Below are 13,769 nucleotides of genomic sequence, written 5' to 3'. Positions count from 1 at the left end.
GATCCCGTGAACCGCTTCATTCTGATGACCAGCTTCACTGCGGCCCTGGCGCTCGGCGCCTGTGCTCAGAGCGCGTACCGGCTGCCCAGCACCGCCGTGCTGCAACCGTCTGCGCTGCAGACCAATGGCGACGTCGACGTACGCGCGCTGAACGTCGCGGCCTATGGCTTCTCCCACTGGCGGGAAATGGTGGGCAACCCCGCCCTTGCGGCCGAGACCATTGCGGCCCTCGACTATATGGGCGGCCAGCTGAACACCTCGCCGCGCTGGGTGCAGATGCCGGCGATCTTCCGCATGAACATGCTCTCCGCCCGCAACGAAGTTCGTGCCCAGCTCGGTATCGGCGAGGACGTACCCTCCCAGCAGGTGGTGGACGCCATGGTCGGCCTTGCCGCCGCCTATCGCGCGCAGAACCAGGCGCAGGTGCAAAGCATCTTATCCCAGCCCTTCTTCACGCTCGGCCCGCAGGCAACCGCGCAGCGGCTGGCCAATCTTCCCTACATGCCGGCCGTCAACAACGCCACGACCCATGCCGCGGGCTATACCTTCGACATGAATTTCCCCGGATGAGCGGTCCTGCCGCGTCCGCCCGTGCATGGGCGGGCGCGGCATTGCGCAGCCGACGCTTTGCCCCTTGGGAAGGCTCGGCTATACAGCGCGCATGAACCTCAAAGATCACATCCGCTCCATCCCGGATTTCCCCAAGCCGGGCATCCTCTTCTACGACATCTCCACCCTTCTGCGGCATGCCGAAGCCTGGCAGGTGGCGATGACGCGGATGGCCGATCTCATCGCCGAGTATAAGCCGGATTACCTGGCGGGGCTCGAGAGCCGCGGCTTCCTCTTCGCCGCGCCGCTCGCCCTCAAGCTCGGCTGCGGCTTCCTGATGCTGCGCAAGCCCGGGAAGCTGCCCGGCGAGGTCGTGGGTCTCGATTATACGCTGGAATACCGCTCCGACCGGATCGAGGTTCAGGCCGATGCGGTGCCGCCCGGCGCCCGCGTGGTGGTGGTGGACGATCTTCTCGCGACCGGGGGCACGCTGTCGGCCGGTATCCGGTTGCTGCGCGAGCTCAAGGCCGAGGTGCCGGCCGCCGTGACGCTGATCGAACTCACCTTCCTCGATGGCCGCAAGCTGCTGGACGTGCCGTTCCAGTCGCTGCTGCAATACGAGAGCTAGGCCGCGCGGAGCGGCCGCATGTCGACAACCCGATCTTCCCGCCGCGCCTTTCTGATCCGTTCCGGATCTGCCCTGGCTGCGCCAGGATGGGGCATCGGCGGCGTGTCCCGAGCCCAAGCGGCGGAAGCGGTCTTCGCCAATGGCGTGACGGTGCTCAGCAGCGGACCCGCCTATGGCTATATCGCCGGCTGGGCCAAGCTGCTCACGCCGCATTTCCTGGATGGCCTGCCGAAGGACGTAACGGCCGAATTCGACGCCATGGGCGGGCCGGACGGCGTCACCGTGTGCAATGCCTTTGGCGCGCGGATGGACCCCGACGGCAGCACGCTGATGGTGGCGCCCGGCGCCGCCTTCCTGGCCTGGCTCGAAGGGGACAGCCGGGTCAAATACGATCCCGGCCATTGGATCCCGGCGCTGGTCGGCACGACGCGCCTGGTGCTGGTGGGCACCCGGCCGCTGGCGGAAAGCCTCAGCCGCAAACGCGCGCTTCGCCTGGGCGCGATGAATCCGTTCGGTCCTGAGCTTTCGGCCATGCTCGCGCTCGACATCCTGGGCGTGCCGGTGGCTCCGGTCTTCGGCCAGGGCGATACGAAGAGCCTGGTGGATGGGCTGCGGCACGGCCGGATGGACGTCGCCTTGCTCTCAGGACCCAAGATTCGCGAGCAGCTCGCCGCAGTGGCCGCGGCTGGGGCTTCGCCACTGTTCATCCTGTCCTCTGCCGCCGCTTGCGGTGAGCCGATGACGCGGGATGCACTGTTACCGGACGTTCCGACCTTCCTCGAAGCGGCCGAGGCGCTGCAGCGGCCGCTGCCGGAGGATGCGCGGCGCGATGCCTATGAGGCGGCGACGGTCGCGGCCTCGACCTGCTTCGCGGCCGTCCTGCCGGATCTCGTCCGGCCGGAAACGGTCGCCGCCTGGCGGAGGGGCGCGCAGCTTGCCGCCGATAGCCTATCGCTCGCAGCGGTCGCGACGCAGCAGGATGTGCGGCTGCAGACGGGTGATTGTGCGGCGGCCCTGATGCGGCAGGTCGACACGAACGCAGGCATCGCCGCGCTGCGCGCGACGCTGCTGCACCGCTTCGGCTGGCGCGCCTCCTGATGGAGCGCGCGGGGCTCCGGCCCCTCAGCCTTTGGACGGCTTGGTGCTGACTTTCCCGGCGGTCTTGGGCGCGGGCTTCGCCTTAGGTGCCTTCTCGTCGGCTTTCGCCGCCTGCGCCGCGGCTTTGACCGGCTTCGCCTCGGTTTTCGCGGCCGGCTTGGCAGCCGCCTTGGCTGCGGCTTTGCCGCCCTTCGGCGCGGCGGGTGGCGCTTCTGGCGCTGCGCCCGCCTCGGGACGGCGCGTCATCGGCACCTGCTGATCCTCGCCCTGGTCGGTCATCTGGCCCGGGAATTCCCCGAGATTCTCCTGGAGGAAGGCTTCTTCCACCCCTTCCGGGGCGCGCGGGTCCCGCCCTTCGGCGATGGGGTTGGGGAGCTGGCCTGGATTGCCGCTCTCTTCCATCAGGACCAGTTCCGAGGCGCGCTCCCAGAACTCCGCCGCCCGACCATGGGGTCGCCCCTCATTCTCCCAGAGATGATAGGCGCGGACGCGGATGCGCTCGTCGCGCTCCGGGTCGAATTTGAGGGGGTTGCTCATTCTTGTCTCCATCCTGGAACGGGCCGGCCCGAAACCCTTGCCCGCCATGCTCTCATGTGCAGATGGAGAGCCCGCCTCGGGCTTCAATCAGTCAAGCAGGGGAAGGGGAGGCACGCCTTGATTTATGGCATGGCTGCACGCCATGGCTGTATTTCTGAGCCGCTATTCGCGAGAATCGCTTCCATAGACTGCACGGCTGTCTCATTCTGCTGCAAATGAAATCCCTGATCGGTATCTCCTGCTGCCAAAAGACCTTCGGCCGCTTCTCGATGCTGAACCACGCGGTGTCCGACACCTATGTCCGCGCGGTCGGCGAGATCATGGGTGCCGTGCCGGTTCTCATTCCCGCCAATGGGCCCTGCGCCGATCTGGAATGCCTGTTGGAGCGGCTGGACGGGGTCCTGCTGACCGGAAGCCCCTCCAACGTGGAGCCGGCCCGCTATGGAGGACCGCCGCATCCCGAGGAGACTCCCGAGGATCGCTGCCGGGATGGGGTGACCATTCCTCTCATCCAACGGGCGGTGCAGCAGGGCATCCCGCTGCTCGGGATTTGCCGCGGCTTTCAGGAGATGAACGTGGCGCTGGGCGGCACGCTGCATCAGCGGCTGCAGGACTTGCCGGGGCGGCTCGACCATTCGACGCCGATGCAGGCGCTGTGCGGCATCCGCCATGGCAAGGCGCATAGCCTGCGCGTGGTGCCGGGCAGCTGGCTGCATCGCGTGGCCCAGGCGCGGGAGATCGCCGTTAACTCCCTGCACAACCAGGGCGTGGACCACCTAGCCCCCGGGCTGATCGCCGAGGGCTTTGCGCCCGATGGCACGATCGAGGCCTTCCGCGTGGCGCAGGCGCCGGGCTTCGCGGTGGCGGTGCAGTGGCATCCGGAATACGACATGGAGACCGATCCGGTCTCCCGCCGAATCTTCCTTTCCTTCGCGGAGGCGGTGACGGCCTATCGCCGCGGCGACCAAACTCGGGCCACCGCCGCCGACTGAGCCCGCCGCGGCTCAGATCGTGCTGAAGGCGCCGCCGAAGAGGCGCGCGACCAACTGGGAGTGGCCGTCGCGCACCAGCAGCACGACGCCGTCGCGGGCGGCGAGCACCGTCTCTGCCGGCGGGTGCGTCAGGCTTTCGCCACTCCGCTCCAGCCCCACGATGAAGAAGCTGCCGGGCGCCTCCGCCTCGATCGCGCCGATGCTGCGGCCGATGCTCGGGCTGTCCGGCGCCACGGGATGGGTGAAGATCTTGAGCCCGAGGGTCTGCAACTGGCGCTGGAAGCCGCGCATGCGCTCGCTATCCTCCAACAGGCGGTCCCGCTCCGGAAACAGGATCATCTGAGCGATGCGCTCGGCGCCGATATGCGTCGGCATCACCACGCGGCTGGCCCCGGCCTGGATGAGCTTGCGCTCGGTCGAGGCGACCTCGCCACGGGCGATGATGTCGAGCTGCGGATTGAGGCTGCGGGCGCTGAGCGTGATGAAGACGTTGGCGGCATCGTCGGGCAGGACCGTCGCCAAGACCCGGGCGCGGGTGACCCCGGCATGCTGCAGCGTCGTCTCCTCCGTCGCATCCGCCTGGATCGCGAGGTAGCCCGCGTCGCGCGCCTCGGCAAAGCGCCGCTCGCTGCGTTCCAGGACGACGAAGGGGCTCTGCCCGGCGGCGAGCTCCTGCGCCAGCATGGAGCCGATGCGGCCGAAGCCGCAGACGATGACGTGGCCGGTCAAGCTTTCGATGTCGTGCTTCATGCGCCTCGTGCCGAAGAGCTGCTGGAACTGGGTGATGGTGATGAACTGGACGAGGGCGCCGGTGAGAAAGATCATGCCCGTGCAGCCCAGGATGATCAGCATCATCGTATTGGCGCGCAGGAAGGGCGAATTGATCGCCCGCACCTCGTCATAGCCCACGGTGTAGATGGTCAGCACCACCATGTAGAGCGCGTCGCTCAGGTGCCAGCCCGCGGCGAGATAGCCGCAGGTCGCGAGCACGCAGACGGTGAGCACGAAGGCGCCCCCGACGACGAGGTTGCGCAGAGGCGAGGCGAGCAGGCGCATGCCCCAGCCTGGCAACAGGAAGCGCGGCCGTTTCGGGGGCTGCGGCAGTCGGTGGCTCATAGGCGCTCTGGTCTCGCCGTCAGGCCGGAACCAGGATCATCCAGCCAACGCCGAAGGGGTCCGTCACCATGCCGAAGGCGGGCGAGAAGAAGGTCTTCTGCAAGGGCATCCGGATCTGGCCCTCGGCGGCCAGCGCCCGGAACAGGCGTTCGGCCTCGGCCTCATCCGGCGCATGGAGGGTGAGGGACATGCCGCCGAACCCGGCCGCCTGGCCGCTGCAGCGCCCGTCGGAGGCGAGGATCGTCGTCTCTCCCAGCGTGAAGGAGGCGTGCATGACCATCTCGGCCGCGCCCGGCGGGAAGTTGCGACCCTCCGGGTCATCCGGATTGTCACGGAAGCGGGTGATGGGGCCGATCGTGGCACCGAGCGTCCTGCGGTAGAAGTCCAGCGCGTCCTCGCAGCGGCCTTCGAAGAAAAGATAGGTTTGTATCTGCATGGTCCTTCGCCTTTCCGCCCGGCGCGCGCTGCGGGGAATGGTACCATGCCGGAAGGACGAGGCGGAGGAAAAAGCGGCGGGACCGCGAGGAAAACAACCCGAACTTCGCGCGAATGCGAGCGCATGGCGCGGAGCAGGCAGGCGGCCGCGGCTGCTGCCTCGCGCCCGCGTAGGAGACCGGCATCGGCCGGAGTCGGGCGGGATCGACGGAGGGCAGGGGCTGGCGCGACGGCCCGCCCGTGCAGCGGCCCGCGCTGCGATCATGATTGTTGACAGGCTTGGCGCAAACGGACACCTAGCGTCGGGTTATCCGAGAGATTGAGCTTTGTTCATGCGGGATGTCCGCCAGGCCCCTGAGGCGGGGCGGCGGATGAGGGCTCTGGATGCATTCCACCTATGCCGTGTGCAGGCGGATGCACCCCGCTCTCTGCTTGACCTTCCGGCCTGAGCGCGCTTTTGAAATACGTTCCTAGATTTCAAAAATGATTGAAATGGCAAGAGATACGCGATGAAAGAGTTCTTCAGGCGGGCGGCGCGGGCGAAGCCGCTGCTCCTCCTGCCCCTGTTCCTTCTATCGGGCTGCAAATGGGCGCTGATGGACCCTCAGGGCCCGGTGGGTCAGGCGGAGAAGAGCCTGATCATCACCGCGGTGCTTCTCATGCTGCTGGTCGTCGTGCCGGTGATCGTGCTGACGCTCGTCTTCGCCTGGCACTTCCGCGCCGGCAACAAGAAGGCGATCTACCGGCCTGATTTCCATCATTCGACGACGATCGAAATCATCGTCTGGGTGGTGCCCTGCCTGATCATTCTGGCGCTCGGCATCCTCACCTGGAAAACGACCCATGCGCTCGATCCCTACAAGCCGCTGGTCGCCCAGAACAACGAGAAGCCGGTCAAGGTCGACGTCATCGCGCTCGACTGGAAGTGGCTCTTCATCTACCCGGATCTGCACATCGCGAGCGTGAATGAGATGGCGATGCCGGTGGGCACGCCGGTCGACTTCCGCATCACCTCCGGGACGGTGATGAATGCCTTCTTCATCCCGCGCCTCGGGACGCAGATCTACGCGATGGGTGGCATGCAGACGGAAGTGCATCTGGCGGCAGATCAGCCGGGTACGTACCGCGGACTTTCTGCTAACTTCAGCGGCGACGGCTTCTCCGGCATGACCTTCAACGCGATCGCGCTGGACAAGGCCGGTTTCGACAGCTGGGTGTCCAAGGTCCGCCAGTCGAACCAGACGCTGGACAAGCAGAGCTACGCGCAACTTTCCAAGCCGTCGGAAAACGTGCCTCCGACGTTCTACGGCTCGGTGAACGGCAATATCTTCGCCGACCAGATCGCCTCCTTCGTCGGTGACAAGCCGATGAAGGGCATGAAGATGGGCGGTGAGCAGGCCTCCGCCAGTCCCGCCAGCGGCATGAGCGGAATGTGAGGGCCAGACATGAAGGTGCAGTCAAATGCTCGGTAAACTAACCTGGGCGGCGATCCCGTTCGACAATCCGATCGAACTCGGCGCCGTGGGCTTCATGGGCATCGTCGTGCTCATCGTGCTCGGTTTCGTGGCTCGGTACAACCTGTGGATGTACCTCTGGAAAGAGTGGATCACCACGATCGACCACAAGAAGATCGGGATCATGTACATCCTGATGGCGCTGGTGATGCTGCTGCGCGGCTTCGTCGACGCCATCATGATGCGCTCGCAGCTCGCCTTCAGCCACGGCGCGAGCCATGGCTACCTGCCGCCGGAGCACTACGACCAGATCTTCTCCGCGCACGGCGTCATCATGATCTTCTTCGTGGCGATGCCCTTCGTCATCGGCTTCATGAACGTGGCCGTGCCGCTGCAGATCGGCGCCCGCGACGTGGCCTTCCCGTTCCTGAACTCGATCAGCTTCTGGCTGACCTTCGTCGGCATGGCGCTGGTGAACCTGTCGCTCGCGATCGGTGAGTTCGGCAAGGCCGGCTGGCTCGCCTATCCGCCGCTGTCGGAACTGGCCTATAGCCCGGGCTCCGGCATCGATTACTGGATCTGGTCGCTCCAGATTTCCGGTATCGGCACGCTGCTGACCGGCGTGAACTTCTTCGTCACCATCGTGAAGATGCGGGCGCCGGGCATGACCTTCATGCGCATGCCGGTCTTCGTCTGGACCATCCTCTGCACCGCCATCCTCATCATGGCCGCCTTCCCGGTGCTGACGGCCACCATCGGCATGCTGACGCTGGACCGCTACCTCGGCTTCCACTTCTTCACCAATGACGGTGGCGGCAACCAGATGATGTATGTGAACCTCATCTGGGCCTGGGGGCATCCGGAGGTTTACATCCTCGTCTTGCCGGTCTTTGGCGTCTTCTCCGAAGTCGTCTCGACCTATAGCGGCAAGCGCCTCTTCGCTTATACCTCGATGGTCTGGGCGACGGTCGCGATCACCTTCCTGTCCTTCGTCGTCTGGCTGCACCACTTCTTCACCATGGGGTCGGGTGCGGACGTGAATGCCTTCTTCGGCATCTCGACCATGATCATCGCCATTCCGACGGGCGTGAAGATCTTCAACTGGCTCTTCACCATGTATGGCGGCCGGGTGCGCTATGAGCCCGCCATGCTGTGGACCATCGGCTTCATGGTCACCTTCACCATCGGCGGTATGACCGGCGTGATGATGGCCGTGCCGGGCATCGACTTCGTGGTCCACAACAGCCTGTTCCTGATCGCGCACTTCCACAACGTGATCATCGGCGGCGTGGTCTTCGGCTGCTTCGCCGGCCTGAACTACTGGTTCCCGAAGATGTTCGGCTTCCGCCTCGAAGCGAAGTGGGGCACGCGCGCCTTCTGGTTCTGGATCGTCGGCTTCTACTTCGCCTTCGTGCCGCTCTACTGCCTGGGCTTCATGGGCGCGACCCGCCGCATGGAGCACTACAACAACCCCGAATGGGTGCCCTACATGTGGGTCGCCTTCTTCGGCGCCTGCCTCATCCTCTGCGGCATCATCTGCAATATTCTGCAGATCGTGGTCTCCATCCGTGACCGCAAGCAGCTGGTGGATGTGACGGGCGACGTCTGGGGTGGGCGCACGCTGGAATGGGCGATCGCGTCTCCGCCGCCCTTCTACAACTTCGCCACCACGCCGGTCGTCAACCATGCCGAGCCGCTGTGGGATGCGAAGCAGCGCGGCCTGATCGAACGCCAGGCGCGCGACCACTACGAAGACATCCACATGCCCAAGAACACCGGCGCCGGCTTCATCATCGCCATGTTCGCCGGCGTCTTCGGCTTCGCGATGATCTGGTACATCTGGTGGCTCGCGATCCTGAGCGCCGTCGGCATCGTGGTGACGCTGATCATCCGCACCTGCAACGATGACATCGACTATTACGTGCCTGGCGAAGAAGTGAAGCGCATCGAGAAGGCGCATTTCCTGAAGGTCGCCTCCCTCGAGACGGAGAAGCAGCATGCCGACTGACGCCGCGGTCGCCCACGGCGGCCACGACCATCACCACGACCACGCCCAGGAGCAGATGGACAATAAGGTCTTCGGCTTCTGGCTCTACCTGATGACGGACTGCGTGCTCTTCGCCACCGCCTTCGCGGGCGTCGCGGTGAACGGGCACTCCTATGCTGGCGGCCCGACGGGCAAGGACGTCTTCGAGCTGAACGGCGTCATTCTCGAAACCGCCTGCCTTCTCATCAGCTCGGTGACCTACGGCTTCGCCATGCTGGCGGCGCACAAGCACAACAAGTCGGGCCTGCTGACCTGGCTTGCGATCACCGCGCTCTTCGGCCTCGGGTTCATTGGGCTCGAGGTGAAGGAGTTCGTCCATCTCGTGGCCGAGGGGAACGGGCCGGAGCGCAGCGCCTTCCTGTCCTCCTTCTTCCTCCTCGTCGCGACCCACGGCTGCCACGTCACCGCGGGTCTGCTGTGGATGAGCACGCTGATGTTCCAGCTCGGCGTGATGAAGAAGCCGCTGAACACGGTCTATATGGGCCGGCTGACCATGCTCAGCCTGTTCTGGCACTTCCTGGACATCGTCTGGATCGGCGTCTTCACCGTGGTCTATCTGCTGGGGAGCATGACCTGATGGCCAATATTCATGCGGGTCAGGCCCATGTCGATGCGGCCGGCGCTTCGCACGGCAGCTTCGGCTCCTATGCCGTGGGCTTCGTCCTCTCCGTCATCCTGACGGCGGCGGCCTTCTGGGTGGTGATGGATCACGTGATGTCGCCCTCCGCGACCGTCACCACCATCTTCATCCTGGCGGTGGTGCAGATCGGGGTTCACCTCGTCTGCTTCCTGCACCTCAACTTCTCTTCGGAGCAGCGCTGGAACGTGACGGCCTTCGCCTTCGCGGTTCTCGTGGTCTTCATCGTCATCGTCGGTTCGCTGTGGATCATCCACAACATGACCGAGCGCATGATGCCGGAGATGCAGCAGATGCCGAGCCTGCAGCAGCAGCCCTGAGGCCTGCCGCAGCCTTGGTGACGGATCAAGGGGAAGCGGCGACGCTTCCCCTTTTTCGCGGCCGCCCTCCGGGTGACGGAATGATGTATCAACTTCTCCTGCGCCGCCGACCATGACGACCGCTGCCGCCGGTGACCGGCCGCCGCCGCGCGGAGGGCTGCGGCCGATCCTCGGCACCGTCGTCTTCACCCTGGTCGCCTATCTCATCGTCGGCCTGCCGCTCGCCGCCCTGCCGCCCTTCGTGCATGGCGCGCTCGGCTTCAACGCGGCGCTCGCCGGCCTCTCCGTCAGCGTCCAGTATCTCGCGACCTTTCTCACGCGGGCACCGGTCGGCCGGCTGACGGATACGGCAGGCCCCAAGCAGATCGTCCTCTTCGGTCTCGGCGCCTGCATCGCGAGCGGCCTCTTCACCATCGCGGGCGGTCTCGTGGGCGCGGCGCATCCGGCGCTGGCTTTGACGCTGCTGCTGGTCGGCCGACTGTGCCTCGGCGCCGGGGAAAGCGGCGTCTCCACCGGCGCCATCGCCTGGGCCATCGGCCGCACGGCGCCGAACCAGAGCGCGCGGGTCATCTCCTGGAACGGCATCGCGACCTATGGCGGCCTCGCGCTCGGCGCGCCGCTCGGGATCTTCATCGAGTCCCAGACGGGTTTCTGGGGCATCGGGGCGATGATGGCGCTGGCTGCTCTCGCCGCTCTGCCCATCGCCCGCCGCGGCCCATCGGTCTACCGGGCCCGCACGGAGCCCATGCCCATGCGGCGCGTGTTCCGCCGGGTGCTGCCGCATGGCGTCGCGCTCGCCCTCGGCTCGCTGGGCTTCGGCACCATCGCCTCCTTCGTCACCCTCTTCTTCGCGAGCCGCGCCTGGGGCGGCGCCGCGCTCGCCGTCAGCGCCTTCGGCCTCTTCTTCATTCTGGCGCGACTGATCTTCGTGAACAGCATCGCGCGGGAAGGGGGCTTGCGGGTCGCCTGCGCCTCCTTCGCCGTCGAGACGCTCGGCCTCTTGATCTTAGCCTTGGCGCCGACGCCCCTGATCGCCGGGGCGGGGGCGGCGCTGACCGGCTTCGGCTTCGCGCTGGTCTTCCCGGCCCTCGGGGTCGAAGCCTTCGCGCGCGTGCCGGCGCACAGCCGGGGCGCCGCCCTCGGCGTGTTCACCGTCTTCCTCGACGTGGCTTTGGGGCTCACGGGGCCTGTCGCGGGCTGGCTCTCCGCCGCGTCCGGCTACCCGGCGATCTTCCTGGTCGCGGCCCTGGCGGCGCTGCTCGGCGGCCTTATCGTCATCGCGCTCGGCGCCCGCCTCCGTCGCTAACAGTCGGCCTTCGGCGCATTCGCCGCGCCCGCGCGGCCGGCGGCGATGGCGAAGGCGGTGTTGACCACGGCCACGTGGGTGAAGGCCTGCGGGAAATTGCCGAGCTGGCGGTGGAGGTCCGGCGCATATTCCTCGGCCAGCAGCCCGAGATCATTGGCCAGCCCCAGCAGCCGCTCGAACAGCGCTGAGGCCTCCTCGATGCGGCCCTGATAGGCGTAGTTGTCGGCCAGCCAGAAGCTGCAGGCCAGGAACACGCCTTCGCCCGGCGGCAGCCCATCGGCGCTGCGCCGCGTGTCGTAGCGCTGCACCAGGCCATCGCGCATCAGCGTCTTCTCGATGGCGGCGACGGTGCCCTTCATGCGCGGGTCGTCGGCGGCGATGAAGCCGGTACGGGGAATGAGCAGCAGGCTCGCATCCAGCTCGTCCCCGTCATAGACCTGGGTGAAGGCGCCGAGCGCGGGGTTGAAGCCGCGCGCCAGGATTTCGGCCCGCAGCGCCTCCCGGTTTTCCCGCCATACGGCCACGGGGGCGGCGAAGCCATGCTCCTCCGCATCGCGGATGGAGCGATCCAGCGCCGCCCAGCAGCCGATCTTGGAAAAGACGAAAGGCTGGCGGCCGCTGCGCACTTCCCAGATGCCGTCGTCATTCTCCCGCCAGATGGCGCAGAGATGATCGGTCAAGGCCCGCTGCAGCCCCCAGCCGTTCGGCTGGTCGGCGAGACCGAGGCGGCGCCCTTCCGACAGCACCATCATGACCTCGCCATAGATGTCGAGCTGCAACTGCCCGGCCGCCGCATTGCCGACGCGGACCGGGGCGGAGGCCTCATAACCTGGAAGCCAGGGCACTTCCCACTCGTCCAGGCGCCGTTCGCCGGCGAGGCCGTACATGATCTGGATCTGGTCCGGCATGCCGGCGGCCGCCCGCATCAGCCAGTCCCGCCAGTCCTTCGCCTCCCCGAGATAGCCGGCGCGCAGCAGGGCGCCGAGGGTGAGGGAGGCATCGCGCAGCCAGCAATAGCGATAGTCCCAGTTGCGGCTGGAGCCGAGTTCTTCGGGCAGCGAGGTGGTGGCGGCGGCGACGATGCCGCCCGTGGGCACGTAGGTCAGCGCCTTGAGCGTGATGAGGGAGCGGCGCACCTGTTCGGTCCAGGCGCCGACATAGGTGGAGGTCTTTGCCCAATCTTCCCAGAAGGCCAGGGTTTCCTTCAGCGCGAGGTCGGGGTCCGGCCGGTCCGGCAGGTCGAAATGCGAGGGGTTGTGGACCAGGATGAAGCTCTGCCGCTCGCCGGCGCGGAGCGTGAAGCGCGCCTCGGTCGCCATATGCTCGCTGACCAGCGGGATGGAGGAGAAGAGCGTCACCCGGTCCGGCCCGCAGATGGCCTGCAGGCCGCTCTGGTTCTCGAGGCCGATCACCCAGGGGATGGCGCTGCCGTAGTCGAACCGCAGCGTGAGATCGAGCGTGAGATCGACCTGGCCTTCCAGCCCTTCGGCCAGGCGGATGATGGTGCTGTTGACCGCGCCGATCGGCATGAAATCGGTGATGCGTGCCCGGCCCGTCTCGGTTTCGATGAGGGTATCGATGGTGACGCTGCCGTCCCGATAGGAACGGCTGATGCGGGCGGTCTCCGGCTCGGCGGCGCCGAGGCGCCAGCGCCCGTTCTCTGTGCTGCCCAGAAGGGCGGCGAGGCAGGCGGGGCTGTCGAAGCGCGGCAGGCACAGCCAGTCGATCGCGCCATCCCGGCTGACGAGGGCGGCGGTGCGGCAGTCACCGATCAGGCCGTATTCCTCGATCCAGGGCTGGCGGGCCGGGCTGGCATCTGTGTCGGACAAGGCGGCTCTCTCCTCGCTGCGGGCCGATCCAATCTGGGGAAGATTGCGCGGAAGGGAAGCGCCGGCCGCGCGGGGCTGGCGCCCTGCTGCTATTCGTCCCCCGGCACGCCGTAGGAGGGGGCTTCGCCTGGGTTCAGCGCGCGGGTGACATAGGCCTCCATCTGTGGCGCCCAGACCTCCCACAGGCGGCCGAGTTCCGCGATCGGTGCGTCGTGCCAATCCACCCGCAGATCGGCGATGGCCCAGGGCACGTCGCCGAAGAGCAGCAGGCCGGCGGAGCGGATGGGCCCGGCTTCGCCGCCCGCCGCGAGCCCCGCCGCCATGGCGGCGAGGATGCGGGGGCCGAGCGGCTGACCCTCGGTCGCCTGGAAGGCCGCGACGATCGCGCCCGGCACGGCGGTATTGGCGAGCAGATTGCCGGCGGAGACGACGTTCCGCCCCTCGGCCTCGGCGTGCACGCCCAGCGTATGGGCGCCGGAGTAGGCGGCGGTGCGCCCTTGCGCGTCGATCACCGTCAGCTGGCGATGCGCCGCATGCGGGGCGGTGGCGGCGATGATGTCCCGCGCCTGGGGCGCGCTCGCGCCGCGCGCCAGCAGATCGAGCGCCTGCGGCCCGAGCCGCGGGTCGGTCACGTTCTGGCTCGTGACGGCGCCGATGCCGGCGCGCCCATGGGCACAGCGCGCCGCGACGGCGGGGGAGGAGGAGGCGACGGCGAGGCCGAAGCGGCCGGTGGATGCGCAGCGCGCGGCGATGGAGAAGGTCATATGTCATACCTGTCGCCTTGACCGCCGTCGCGCAAGCACCCTCTTCTTCTGCCGCAT

General features: G+C 67.1%; 14 protein-coding genes. 9 read left to right on the top strand and 5 right to left on the bottom strand.

Annotated features, from left to right (window positions below):
- The first annotated feature begins 6 nt into the window (after window positions 1–6).
- The 3 genes from ACYQ6W_RS02210 to ACYQ6W_RS02200 all read left to right on the top strand — a co-directional run bounded on the left by ACYQ6W_RS02210 (window position 7) and on the right by ACYQ6W_RS02200 (window position 2,275).
- The gene (locus ACYQ6W_RS02210; RefSeq protein ID WP_459673299.1) at window positions 7–570 is read left to right on the top strand and encodes a hypothetical protein; all 564 of its coding nucleotides are present in this window, start codon (window positions 7–9) and stop codon (window positions 568–570) included.
- A gap of 91 nt (window positions 571–661) precedes the next feature.
- Window positions 662–1,177, top strand: coding sequence for an adenine phosphoribosyltransferase (locus ACYQ6W_RS02205; RefSeq protein WP_459673298.1), 516 nt, complete (start codon window positions 662–664; stop codon window positions 1,175–1,177).
- An 18-nt stretch (window positions 1,178–1,195) separates the two neighbouring features.
- Window positions 1,196–2,275: a hypothetical protein gene (locus ACYQ6W_RS02200; protein WP_459673297.1), complete on the top strand. Its 1,080-nt coding sequence runs from the start codon at window positions 1,196–1,198 to the stop codon at window positions 2,273–2,275.
- Between the two features lie 24 nt (window positions 2,276–2,299).
- On the opposite strand, the gene ACYQ6W_RS02195 is transcribed toward ACYQ6W_RS02200, so the two are convergent.
- Window positions 2,300–2,812 (bottom strand): DUF2934 domain-containing protein, encoded by a 513-nt coding sequence (locus tag ACYQ6W_RS02195; RefSeq protein ID WP_459673296.1) that lies wholly within the window; start codon window positions 2,810–2,812, stop codon window positions 2,300–2,302.
- A 215-nt stretch (window positions 2,813–3,027) separates the two neighbouring features.
- Between ACYQ6W_RS02195 and ACYQ6W_RS02190 the strand changes: the two genes are divergently transcribed.
- Entirely contained in the window at window positions 3,028–3,804 is a 777-nt protein-coding gene (locus ACYQ6W_RS02190) for a gamma-glutamyl-gamma-aminobutyrate hydrolase family protein (RefSeq protein ID WP_459673295.1), read from the top strand.
- Window positions 3,805–3,816: 12 nt separating this feature from the next.
- Here the strand turns inward: ACYQ6W_RS02190 and ACYQ6W_RS02185 are convergent, their stop codons facing one another.
- Window positions 3,817–4,920, bottom strand: coding sequence for a potassium channel family protein (locus ACYQ6W_RS02185; protein ID WP_459673294.1), 1,104 nt, complete (start codon window positions 4,918–4,920; stop codon window positions 3,817–3,819).
- Window positions 4,921–4,939: 19 nt separating this feature from the next.
- On the bottom strand, window positions 4,940–5,356 hold the full coding sequence (locus ACYQ6W_RS02180; protein WP_459673292.1) for a VOC family protein: 417 nt from the start codon (window positions 5,354–5,356) through the stop codon (window positions 4,940–4,942).
- Between the two features lie 508 nt (window positions 5,357–5,864).
- Here ACYQ6W_RS02180 and cyoA point away from each other — a divergent pair.
- The 5 genes from cyoA to ACYQ6W_RS02155 all read left to right on the top strand — a co-directional run bounded on the left by cyoA (window position 5,865) and on the right by ACYQ6W_RS02155 (window position 11,119).
- Complete coding sequence (cyoA, locus tag ACYQ6W_RS02175; protein ID WP_459673291.1) at window positions 5,865–6,791, top strand: ubiquinol oxidase subunit II; 927 nt, start codon at window positions 5,865–5,867, stop codon at window positions 6,789–6,791.
- Window positions 6,792–6,816: 25 nt separating this feature from the next.
- The gene (cyoB, locus tag ACYQ6W_RS02170) at window positions 6,817–8,817 is read left to right on the top strand and encodes a cytochrome o ubiquinol oxidase subunit I (protein WP_459673290.1); all 2,001 of its coding nucleotides are present in this window, start codon (window positions 6,817–6,819) and stop codon (window positions 8,815–8,817) included.
- Complete coding sequence (gene cyoC, locus ACYQ6W_RS02165) at window positions 8,807–9,433, top strand: cytochrome o ubiquinol oxidase subunit III (protein WP_459673289.1); 627 nt, start codon at window positions 8,807–8,809, stop codon at window positions 9,431–9,433. Before cyoB ends, cyoC begins: the two co-directional genes overlap by 11 nt.
- Window positions 9,433–9,813, top strand: coding sequence for a cytochrome o ubiquinol oxidase subunit IV (gene cyoD / locus ACYQ6W_RS02160; protein WP_459673288.1), 381 nt, complete (start codon window positions 9,433–9,435; stop codon window positions 9,811–9,813). Before cyoC ends, cyoD begins: the two co-directional genes overlap by 1 nt.
- A 112-nt stretch (window positions 9,814–9,925) precedes the next feature.
- A complete protein-coding gene (locus tag ACYQ6W_RS02155) occupies window positions 9,926–11,119 on the top strand; it encodes an MFS transporter (RefSeq protein ID WP_459673287.1) in 1,194 nt (397 codons plus the stop codon).
- Here the strand turns inward: ACYQ6W_RS02155 and ACYQ6W_RS02150 are convergent.
- Window positions 11,116–12,948 carry a glycoside hydrolase family 15 protein gene (locus ACYQ6W_RS02150; RefSeq protein WP_459673286.1) on the bottom strand — a complete coding sequence of 611 codons (1,833 nt, stop codon included), beginning with the start codon at window positions 12,946–12,948 and terminating at the stop codon, window positions 11,116–11,118. The two genes, ACYQ6W_RS02155 and ACYQ6W_RS02150, sit on opposite strands and share 4 nt — an antisense overlap.
- Window positions 12,949–13,037: 89 nt before the next feature.
- Window positions 13,038–13,712 carry a DUF1028 domain-containing protein gene (locus ACYQ6W_RS02145; protein ID WP_459673285.1) on the bottom strand — a complete coding sequence of 225 codons (675 nt, stop codon included), beginning with the start codon at window positions 13,710–13,712 and terminating at the stop codon, window positions 13,038–13,040.
- Window positions 13,713–13,769: the final 57 nt, after the last annotated feature.

This window comes from Acidisoma sp. 7E03, assembly GCF_054665075.1.
This window is presented reverse-complemented; position numbering and strand designations above follow the sequence as displayed.

Bases quoted from the DNA above. Each gene is read 5' to 3' on its own strand.
- ACYQ6W_RS02205 (WP_459673298.1), top strand. From the start codon at position 662: ATGAACCTCAAAGATCACATCCGCTCCATCCCGGATTTCCCCAAGCCG.
- ACYQ6W_RS02200 (WP_459673297.1), top strand. From the start codon at position 1,196: ATGTCGACAACCCGATCTTCCCGCCGCGCCTTTCTGATCCGTTCCGGA.
- ACYQ6W_RS02195 (WP_459673296.1), bottom strand. From the start codon at position 2,812: ATGAGCAACCCCCTCAAATTCGACCCGGAGCGCGACGAGCGCATCCGC.
- ACYQ6W_RS02190 (WP_459673295.1), top strand. From the start codon at position 3,028: ATGAAATCCCTGATCGGTATCTCCTGCTGCCAAAAGACCTTCGGCCGC.
- ACYQ6W_RS02185 (WP_459673294.1), bottom strand. From the start codon at position 4,920: ATGAGCCACCGACTGCCGCAGCCCCCGAAACGGCCGCGCTTCCTGTTG.
- ACYQ6W_RS02180 (WP_459673292.1), bottom strand. From the start codon at position 5,356: ATGCAGATACAAACCTATCTTTTCTTCGAAGGCCGCTGCGAGGACGCG.
- cyoA (WP_459673291.1), top strand. From the start codon at position 5,865: ATGAAAGAGTTCTTCAGGCGGGCGGCGCGGGCGAAGCCGCTGCTCCTC.
- cyoB (WP_459673290.1), top strand. From the start codon at position 6,817: ATGCTCGGTAAACTAACCTGGGCGGCGATCCCGTTCGACAATCCGATC.
- cyoC (WP_459673289.1), top strand. From the start codon at position 8,807: ATGCCGACTGACGCCGCGGTCGCCCACGGCGGCCACGACCATCACCAC.
- cyoD (WP_459673288.1), top strand. From the start codon at position 9,433: ATGGCCAATATTCATGCGGGTCAGGCCCATGTCGATGCGGCCGGCGCT.
- ACYQ6W_RS02155 (WP_459673287.1), top strand. From the start codon at position 9,926: ATGACGACCGCTGCCGCCGGTGACCGGCCGCCGCCGCGCGGAGGGCTG.
- ACYQ6W_RS02145 (WP_459673285.1), bottom strand. From the start codon at position 13,712: ATGACCTTCTCCATCGCCGCGCGCTGCGCATCCACCGGCCGCTTCGGC.